General features: G+C 59.0%; 5 protein-coding genes. 4 read left to right on the forward strand and 1 reads right to left on the reverse strand.

Annotation, left to right across the window (positions count from 1 at the left end):
- Nucleotides 1–178: 178 nt before the first annotated feature.
- Nucleotides 179–5,143: a YadA family autotransporter adhesin gene (locus RBRH_RS01225; RefSeq protein WP_157864312.1), complete on the forward strand. Its 4,965-nt coding sequence runs from the start codon at nucleotides 179–181 to the stop codon at nucleotides 5,141–5,143.
- Between the two features lie 297 nt (nucleotides 5,144–5,440).
- On the forward strand, nucleotides 5,441–7,156 hold the full coding sequence (locus RBRH_RS01230; protein WP_049786331.1) for a long-chain fatty acid--CoA ligase: 1,716 nt from the start codon (nucleotides 5,441–5,443) through the stop codon (nucleotides 7,154–7,156).
- Between the two features lie 99 nt (nucleotides 7,157–7,255).
- Here the strand turns inward: RBRH_RS01230 and RBRH_RS01235 are convergent, their stop codons facing one another.
- Nucleotides 7,256–8,440, reverse strand: coding sequence for a porin (locus tag RBRH_RS01235; RefSeq protein WP_013434064.1), 1,185 nt, complete (start codon nucleotides 8,438–8,440; stop codon nucleotides 7,256–7,258).
- Nucleotides 8,441–8,814: 374 nt separating this feature from the next.
- On the opposite strand from RBRH_RS01235, the gene coq7 reads away from it, so the two are divergent.
- Entirely contained in the window at nucleotides 8,815–9,444 is a 630-nt protein-coding gene (coq7, locus tag RBRH_RS01240; RefSeq protein WP_013434065.1) for a 2-polyprenyl-3-methyl-6-methoxy-1,4-benzoquinone monooxygenase, read from the forward strand.
- A gap of 499 nt (nucleotides 9,445–9,943) precedes the next feature.
- Nucleotides 9,944–10,372, forward strand: a complete 429-nt coding sequence (gene mraZ / locus RBRH_RS01245) for a division/cell wall cluster transcriptional repressor MraZ (protein ID WP_041753994.1) — start codon at nucleotides 9,944–9,946, stop codon at nucleotides 10,370–10,372.
- The last annotated feature ends 8 nt before the right edge of the window (nucleotides 10,373–10,380 follow it).

Raw genomic sequence — 10,380 nt, forward strand, 5'->3', positions numbered from 1 at the left:
AGGCGCGCCGCATGGTAAGGGGTCGAGCGAGCCTAAGGCGCGGAGAGCCTCGCGCTGGGATGTGAAGCCGCCCGGTATGCAAGATGATATGTCGGTAGACGAAGGCGCGCCGCATGGTAAGGGGTCGAGCGAGCCTAAGGCGCGGAGAGCCTCGCGTTGGGATGTGAAGCCGCCCGGTATGCAAGATGATATGTCGGTAGACGAAGGCGCGCCGCATGATAAGGGGTCGAGCGAGCCTAAGGCGCGGAGAGCCTCGCGCTGGGATGTAAAGCCGCCCGATATGCAAGATGATATGTCGGTAGACGAAGGCGCGCCGCATGGTAAGGGGTCGAGCGAGCTTAAGGCGCGGAGAGCCTCGCGCTGGGATGTAAAGCCGCCCGGTATGCAAGATGATATGTCGGTAGGCGAAAGCATGCCGCATGGTAAGGGGGCGATCCCGTCTAAGGTGCGGGAAACATCGCGTTGGGATGTGAAGCCGTCCGATAAGCAAGATAAGCGGATAGACAAAGTCGCGCCGCATGATAAGGGGCCGAGCCAGCCCAAGGGGCGAAAAACGCGCTGGGATGTGAAGCCGCCCGGTATGCAAGATGATATGTCGGTAGACGAAGGCGCGCCGCATGGTAAGGGGTCGAGCGAGCCTAAGGCACGGAGAGCCTCGCGTTGGGATGTGAAGCCGCCCGGTATGCAAGATGATATGTCGGTAGACGAAGGCGCGCCGCATGATAAGGGGTCGAGCGAGCCTAAGGCGCGGAGAGCCTCGCGCTGGGATGTGAAGCCGCCCGATATGCAAGATGATATGTCGGTAGACGAAGGCGCGCCGCATGGTAAGGGGACGATCCCGTCTAAGGTGCGGGAAACATCGCGTTGGGATGTGAAGCCGTCCGATAAGCAAGATACGCGGATAGACAAAGTCGCGCCGCATGATAAGGGGTCGAGCGAGCTTAAGGCGCGGAGAGCCTCGCGCTGGGATGTAAAGCCGCCCGGTATGCAAGATGATATGTCGGTAGATGAAGGCGCGCCGCATGGTAAGGGGGCGATCCCGTCTAAGGTGCGGGAAACATCGCGTTGGGATGTGAAACCGTCCGATATGCAAGATAAGCTGGCTCCGAAGCGGAAACAGCGTCCGGACGTGACGGATGGAAAACCAACGGAGGTTGGCGTACGAAGAGAAAAACGGATGCGCGAGCGGTCCCATTCGGTCCCAATATTTTTGCCAAGTGAGTCTTCACCAAGCGAGGTAGACCGTTTTTCGAAAAGAATCCGACAGGCCGATGAATCACTATTTGTCATAGCTCCCCAAAAAGACAGGGGGGAGTCCGGCGACTCGCAGAAGGACACGGCTAATCAAATCGACACGGGGAGATTGCACCCACCGGTTACGGGAAAAGGCTATACCGACGGCAGTATTGCGTCGTTACCTAGCGTGCAAGGAGCTAACCGGATACGCCAGAGATCTCGGTCGCTATCAGCATTATCGCCAGAGCAGGAACAACGCCGTTTGCAAGTTGATACGCCGCTGTTCATTCTTTCGCCCTCGCCCGATGGCGGTGACGGGGATTGGAATAGCTTGCAACAGATTAGGTTGCACGAGCCGGCCTGGGCTCAGTCTGCGGTTTCTGGTGTGCCGCCGACCAATACGCACGATATGCTGATAGACGAAACCGCATCACACGATCAGGGTTCGAGGCAGCCCAAGGTGCGGGAATCGCGATTAGATGTGAAGCCGTCCACGCCCGTGTCCGATACGGAAAATACGCTGGTTTCAAAAGGGAAGTGGAAACAGCAACTGGACGTGACGCCTGAAACACCAATGGAGGTTGGTGTACAAAGAAAAAAACGGATGCGCGAGCGGTCCCATTCGGTCCCAATATTTTTGCCAAGTGAGTCTTCGCCAAGCGAGGCAGACCGTTTTTCGAAAAGAATCCGACAGGCCGATGAATCACTATTTGTCATAGCTCCCCAAAAAGGCAGTGGGAAGTCCGGCGATTCGCAGAAGGGCACCGCTGATCAAATTGACACGGGGAGATTGCGCCCATCGCTTAAACAACCACAGTTCGGTGACATTACGGGAAAGGCTACTACCGACAGCGGCATTGCGCTGGTACCTGGCAAGGGAGCTAACCGGACGCGCCAGAGGTCTCAGTCGCTACCAGTATTATCGCCAGGGCTGGAACAACGCCGTTTGCAAGTTGATACGCCGCTGTTCGTTCTTTCGCCCTCGCCCGATGGCGGTGACGGGGATTGGGATGGCTTACAACAGATTAGGTCGCCCGAACCGGCTTGGCCTCAGTCTGTGTTTTCCAATGTACCGCCGACCGGTGCGGCATTGACATACGAAAGTACTGTCGCCGTTCCTCCCGAAACCACATTTCCCATCTTGCTGCCTATCCCACCAGGACAGACCGTTACAAGTGTGACCGCTACCACGCCGACTGCTGACTCTGGCATAGATAGCAACGTGGTGGGTAGCGAGGCTGTTGTATTGCGTGACGCAGGTGGCAATACGCACACGTCGATCCTGGGAACCAGTGGGTCCATCCCCGAGAATGGGACAAGGACTGACACGGCTATGGTCATCCCGTCGAACTCAAGAAGCAAAGAACAGGGGACGTTGACTGAATCTGATGGTGTGAAACCGTATGATGTGGATAAGTACGACGACGAATGGCAAAGTGACTCAGCCCCGTCAACGGAGATGAAGGTTGCGCAGGCGGGTGAGCCGAGTAAACCGCCGGTCCAACAGGAGCGGCAAACCGGTCATAATGCGAGCGCCAGAATCTCGGCGACACACTCGGCATCGCGCCGAAGTAGCGCATCGACTACGAGCGATGCCGGCACCAGTATCGACGGTAGGTCAACACAGTCTGCTGGCGAGAGTAGCAATCAGCTCCCGATCCAGACACTGGGGGCCAACGCGTCCCCTACTTTGCAGCAGACGACAGTGGCTGACAAGGTGCTAGACGCTGCGCCGGGCAACAGGGGAAGATCCAAATCGGCAGTGTTGTCGCAGCCTCAGGTGGCTAAGCGGGTGCGATCCAGCAGTGAAGACCGACTCAGACCGGGCGGCTTGGATGCGGCAGGCTTGGAGCATGGTATCTGGCAAAGCGGCCCGGCCCCATCTAAAGAGATGAAGGTGACGCAAGTGAGCGAAGCGCCGGCTTCGCAGGTGAGTGAAGCGTCGGCTCAACGGGAATGGGCCACCGGCTACGATGCAAGCGCCACCATATCGGTGGAACACCCGGCATCGCGCCGAGGTAGCGCATCGACTGCGAGCGATGCTGGCACCAGTATCGACGGTAGGTCAACACAGTCTGCTGGCGAGAGCAGCAATCAGCTCTTGGCCCAGACACTGGAGGCCAACGCGTCCCCTACCTTGCAGCAGACGACAGTGGCTGACAAAGTGCTAGACGCTGCGCCGGGCAACAGGGGAAGATCCAAATCGGCAATGTTGTTGCAGCCTCAGGTGGCTAAGCGGGTGCGATCCAGCAGTGAAGACCGACTCAGATCGGGCGGCTTGGATGCGGCAGGCTTGGAGCATGGTATCTGGCAAAGCGGCCCAGCCCCATCTAAGGAGATGAAGGTTGCGCAGGTGAGCGAAGCGCCGGCTTCGCAGGTGAGTGAAACGTCGGCTCAACAGGAATGGGCCACCGGCTACGATGCAAGCGCCACCATATCGGTGGAACACCCGGCATCGCGCCGAGGTAGCGCATCGACTGCGAGCGATGCTGGCACCAGTATCGACGGTAGGTCAACACAGTCCGCTGGCGAGAGCAGCAATCAGCTCCCGCCCCAGACACTGGAAGCCTCCCCTACCTTGCAGCAGACGACAGTGGCTGACAAGGTGCTAGACGCTGCGCCGGGCAACAGGGGAAGATCCAAATCGGCAGTGTTGTCGCAGCCTCAGGTGGCTAAGCGGGTGCGATCCAGCAGTGAAGACCGACTCGGATTGGGCGGCTTGGATGCGGCAGGCTTGGAGCATGGTATCTGGCAAAGCGGCCCAGCCCCGTCTAAGGAGATGAAGGTTGCGCAAGTGAACGAAGCGCCGGCTTTGCAGGTGAGTGAAGCGTCGGTTCAACAGGAATGGGCCACCGGCTACAATGCGAGCGCTACCATGTCGGCGGCACACTCGGCATCGCGCCGAGGTAGCGCGTCAACTACGAGCACTATCAATAGCATGATGGCAGACGAGCGCGAGCGCACACTGCCGTTGCCACCGACCGAGAGTGCAGGCGCGAATCGGTCCCTCAACTCTGACCTGCCTTCTGCCGTGGAGCAAAAGCCAAGCGGCATGAAATCGGCTGTGATGACACTAACAACGGCTATCCTGGACGGCGATGGACGCCCGCGTCCGACTGAACAAACGTCGCCGGCACGGGCCGCACTCACGAATCCGGAGAAATCGGATGGTACGAATGCTTTGGCTGCGTATGCTGACCAAAGGAATGCCGACAACTTGGAAGGGAATGCCGGTGTAGATCCGCTTTCGGTCGGTCAAGCCGATTTAATGTCGAAGACGGGTAAGGAAAAGCCGGCTCAAGCAGGTGAGAACATCCCCGAACCGGTTGCTAGCAGTTCCTCAAATGTTCCGAGTAGAGGGCAAACCGATCAAGAACAAAACTCTGAGCCGACAGAAATGACGTCCTTGACACGGCCCGGTCCAAGTATGGCGGCCGCTACGCCACGTGACGCCGCTCCCGAGCAAGACATGCGTCATGGGTGGCTGCGCAAGGCGATCGCGGCAGAGCTGCCGTCGGTCATGAACGAGCAACTTGGTATTAGCGTGGACGAAGCCCACATATCGGTCGGCACGCCTGGCCACGAGCGCAAGATCACGCATGTCGCACGCGGCACTGCACCGACCGATGCAGTCAACAAAGCTCAGTTGGACGAAGCCGTCGCGCGTGTCGATCGCGACGCGTCAGCAGGCATTGCAGCGGCAATGGCAGTGGCGGGATTGCCACAACCGACGTTGCCCGGAAAGAGTCTGGCGACGTTTGCGGGTGCGACGTACCGCGGCCAGTATGGCGCTGCGCTTGGCATATCGCACATCACACCGAATAATCGTTGGGTTTTCAAGCTGGCCGCAAACGCGAACGGTCGCGGTTATTTTGGCGCCGCTGTATCGGGAGGCTTTCAATGGTGATAGGTCCGCCTTAGCCGTCTGCGATTTTGCAATGCGGCAATGACGCTGCAGAACCGGATGTAAGGCAATATTCGTGTATAGGCACCCGGTCATTTGAAACGGCATAAACCCAGCGCGAATGCTTCAGTAGAGGCATTCGCACGTTTAAGCAGACTATGCAACGCACCTTGCCACGCGGTTCGTCGCCTAAAAAACTCTAATTGAAGAGGTCGTCTAAAGCGATTGTCCGGGGACGCCGTTGCGGCTAGCATGCCATTCTTAGCACGATCATTCGAAATCAATCGGAGGAGGTGCCGCATGGAACGCATCTGGCTTAAATCATATCCCGCCGGCGTGCCAGCGGATATCGATCCGTCGATCTATGCGTCGGTGACGCTACTGCTCGAGGAGAGCTTCGTCAAATTTGCTGAGCGGCCGGCGTTTGCCTGCATGGGGCAGGTGTTGACCTATGGAGAACTGGATCGGCTGTCGCGGGCATTGGCCGCCTATTTGCAATGCAAGGGTCTGGTCAAGGGCGCTCGCGTCGCAGTGATGATGCCGAACGTGCTGCAGTATCCCGTTGCGATCGCGGCCGTATTGCGGGCCGGATATGTCATGGTCAACGTCAATCCGCTATACACGCCGCGCGAGCTTGAACACCAGTTACGCGACAGTGGCGCACAGGCAATCATCCTACTCGAGAATTTTGCAACGACGCTGCAGGCGGTCGTGTCGAACACCGACGTCAAGCACGTTATCGTGGCCGCGTTGGGCGACTTGATGGGCGTGAAGGGCTGCCTGGTCAATTGGGTCGTGCGGCACGTGAAAAAGAGGGTGCCGGCCTGGTCGCTGCCGGGCTCGGTGCGCTTTAACGATGCGCTCGCGCAGGGCAAGCGAAGCACGTTCCGCCCCGTGCGGCAAGGACCGGATGATGTTGCCTTCCTGCAATACACCGGAGGTACGACGGGTATTGCGAAGGGGGCGATGCTGCTGCACCGGAACATCGTTGCGAACGTACTGCAATCGGAAGTTTGGCTCAATCCGGCGCGTAGCGCGCATGCAGAATTCACGCAATTTACTACGGTGATCGCGCTTCCGTTGTATCACATCTATGCGTTGACCGTTTGCGCACTGCTGACGATTCGTACTGGCGGGCTCGGGGTATTAATTCCAAACCCGCGCGATATTACCGGTACGATCAAGCAACTGAAGGGGTACGCGGTCAGTATGTTCCCCGCGGTCAATACGCTGTACAACGCGCTGCTCAATCATCCCGACTTCGGCAAGCTAGACTTTTCGAAACTGGTGGTGGCTAACGCCGGGGGGATGGCCGTGCAGGAGGCGGTGGCGAAGCGGTGGTACGAAATGACCGGCGTGCCGATCATCGAAGGCTATGGTTTGTCCGAGACGTCACCGTGCGTGACGTGCAACCCGGCGACCTGCACCGAGTATACAGGCACGATCGGCTTGCCGTTGCCGTCCACCGAAGTGTCGATCCGCGATGACGAGGGTAACGAGTTGCCGCTGGGGCAGCCCGGCGAGATCTGCATTCGCGGCCCGCAGGTCATGGCCGGTTACTGGAACCGCCCAGATGAGACGGCCAACGCGACGACGGCGGATGGTTTCTTCAAGTCCGGCGACGTCGGCGTGATCGATGAATGTGGTTACGTGAAAATCGTCGACCGCAAGAAGGACATGATCCTGGTGTCGGGCTTCAATGTTTATCCGAACGAGGTCGAGGACGTGGTCGCGAAGATGCCGGGTGTCTATGAGGTCGCCGCGGTGGGCGTGGCCAATCCGCATTCCGGCGAGGCGGTGAAGCTGTTCATCGTGAAGAAAGACCCGGCGCTCACCGAGCAGGCTGTTATCGAGTTTTGTAGGGCGCGCCTGGCTGGCTATAAGCGTCCGAAAGCGGTCGAGTTTAGGGCTGAACTGCCGAAGACGAACGTCGGCAAGATCCTGCGGCGCGAGCTGCGCGACGCGCCTCAACATCGAGCTTGCCCTGACGTTGATCTCGCCGGGACGCTGAGCTAGTTGCTACGTCGAACCTGCCGTGATATCAGCGTGGCAGCGCATTAAAAAAGGCGCCCGAAGGCGCCTTTTTAAAGGCTACAACTGTTGCAAAGTGTGTTATTAGAATTTATGGCGGATGCCGACGCGAACCGTGGCTTGGTTGTTCGTCGTCGACGGTGACAGGCCACTGATGTTGGCGGTGGCTGCAACAACCGAATCCACGCCGCTCGACGAAGTCGACACCGTATTGCCCGACGCGTGCTGGTAGACACCGATCAGGTACACGTCAGTACGCTTGGACAGGAAGTAGTCCGCGCCCAGCGCGCCTTGATGGTACTTCGCACCGGACTGGCCGTTAACCGAGCTGCCCTTCGTGAAGTCATACGCTGCGCCGAGCACCAACGCGGGGGTCAACTGATACTTGAAGTTGATTTCGGCGTTGTTGAACGTCGCAGTGCTGCCGGCGAAAGCCGATGCGTACGTGCTGCCCAAGTTGTAGAACTTCGTGTTCGAGTACGTAATACCGACCGTTGCCGGACCGAACGTGTACGCGCCGCCCGCACCGATCACTTGGTACGTGTGGGCCGAGCCGTAGCCGCCGTAGACCGACGAAGTTACGTTCGATACGCCAGCGTTGATCGTGCCCGACGTGCTGTTGCCAAAGAAGCTGACGTTCGGGTTACGCACGTTCAAGTAGCCGACGCCCAGCACCAACGGGCCGTTCGTGTAGCCGGCGCCCAGCGAGAACGCTTGGTTGCGTGAGAAGTCGCCAGCCACGCCGCCCAAGCTGTACAAGCCGCCGAAAGTCAAGCCCGCGAAGTTTGGGCTCGTGTACTTGATCGAGTTGTTGATGCGATAGGCGTTGTTAAAATTGTCCAGGTCGCCCGGGTGAGCGGCGATGTAGCCACCCCATTGGTCACCGGCTTCCAGCGGGCCGACGTAGTCGACCACGGAGTCGTATTGACGACCCAGCGTGACCGTACCGAAGCCGCTCGACGACAAGCCGACGAACGCTTGACGGCCGAACTCGAGGCCGCCTTGGCCAGACTTGCCGGTGTTGACGTCAAAACCGTTTTCCAACGTGAAGATCGCCGTCAAGCCACCGCCCAGGTCTTCGGTGCCACGCAGGCCCCAACGGCTGCCTTGCATCACACCGCTGGACAGGTTCCACAGCGTGTGGCCGCCGCTGTTGCTCGTGTAATTCACGCCTTCGTCAATGATACCGTACAGAGTCACGCTGCTTTGCGCATGGGCAACACCTGAGAAAGCGCCCAATGCCGCGAGAGCGAGAAGCGACTTTTTCATCGAAATGATCTCCAGAGATTGTCTGACTTATAGGCAAAGTCAGTGTGATAATTTCCTTGCTTTGTAACTTCACGAGAAGTTGGACCCTAATGTAGCAAAAGGGTCCGTATCGACCAAGGAAAAGCCCAGTTTTGTCCGGGTTTTACACATCCTTTGTCACTTTTACGCAACAGCCGGCCAAAAGCCATCGCTGATCAGCCATGTCATAAAAAAATGACTCTACGTCAATGACTTGTGGGCATTGATGCGATGGCGAAATCGGTTAAGGCATGCCCGCGCAAACCGTTGCACGACGGTTGCCGGGTGTCGGTGCGTGCAAGTGGTGCCGGGTATCGCGTCCAGTGGTGGTGACGTATGGATAAAGGAGTATTGAAATGTTGCTCGACGAGTTGATCGGGGAGTTTGACCGTGGCTTGCGCTCAATCACAGGGGTAGCCAGAATGAGTCGGCCGGTGCCGCAGCCCGATGTAGTGGCCGACGACAGTGAAATGACGGTGGCCGAGCAAAGTCATGCGGCGGCGCTGATGCGGGTGAACCATGTGGGCGAAGTGTGCGCGCAGGCGCTGTATCAGGCGCAGAAGCTGGCAACCCGCTCCGAGCGGCTGAAGCAAGCGTTCGAGCGGGCTGCGCGCGAGGAGGAGGACCACTTGGCGTGGACCGCGCATCGGTTGCGCGAACTGGACTCGCGGCCGAGCTTGCTCAATCCGCTGTGGTACGCTGGCTCGCTTGCCATCGGCTTTGTCGCCGGCCGGTTTGGCGATCGCGTCAGTCTTGGCTTCATGGCTGAAACGGAGCGCCAGGTTGAGCAGCATCTGGATGGCCATCTGGACCGGCTGCCGGCGGGCGACCACGCGTCACGCGCGATTGTCATGCAGATGCGCACGGATGAGATGGCGCATGCGCGCGCCGCGTCGGACGCCGGCGGCGTGGAGCTTGCCGCCCCGGTGACCGCACTGATGCGCATGGCCGCGCGCGTGATGACCCGTACTGCGTACTATATCTAGCACCATCGCAAGCGCTACCTCGGTCTGCTAGGCGTGGGACCAGCCGCAGGCGTCGCCTCTCCAATGCCGATCGGGTTGACACGGTGCGACTGCCGGCGATCCGATCGCGTCGGCGCTGCGGGCTACCGGGTCAACTCGCCCGACCCGGCGTGGCGCCGCTATCGTGTCGCAAAAATGACCCTCTGCCGACCCGCGAATCCCGCAGTGCAGCGAAAAAATTGCCGAATCCTCACATATTACTTTTAAAAGCGCAGACAATCCCTTCATTTGGTTGAAAAATCCTTATTGGAACCCGCTTTAACGGGGCGCGCTAAGTCTTTGTTCTATCAAATGAATTCGCGTGAACAACCGCAGTTGCGCCCTTGACCCCTGCCGGGCGTTCCTCTAAAGTGGGGGCCAGTGTGAAAAAGTGTATTTTTGTGTGCTATCCACACGGCTAGGGCGATGATGTGGGTTCGGAGGGCATGCGCGGCGCATGCCGGTGACAGGGAGATGGCACGTGTTTCAGGGGGCGTCGGCGCTAACGCTGGATGCGAAGGGCCGGATGTCGGTGCCCTCGCGTTATCGGCAAGTGCTGTTAGGACAGGCGCAGGGCCGGGTAACCATCACCAAGCACCCGGACGGCTGCCTGTTGCTGTTTCCACAGCCCGAGTGGGAGGCGTTCCGTAACAAGATTGCCGCGTTGCCGATGGATGCGCACTGGTGGCGACGGATCTTCCTCGGTAATGCGTCGGACGTCGAGATGGATTCGGCGGGCCGGGTGCTCGTCTCGCCCGAATTGCGCACCGCTGCAAACCTGGAGCGTGAAGTGATGTTGCTCGGCATGGGCAGCCACTTCGAATTGTGGGATGCGCAAACGTATGCCGCGAAGGAGCAGGCCGCGATGGCGCAAGGCATGCCCGACGCACTGAAAAACTTTACTTTCTGATTGCGGAG

This window comes from Mycetohabitans rhizoxinica HKI 454 (genome assembly GCF_000198775.1).
Taxonomy (GTDB): Bacteria; Pseudomonadota; Gammaproteobacteria; order Burkholderiales; family Burkholderiaceae; genus Mycetohabitans; species Mycetohabitans rhizoxinica.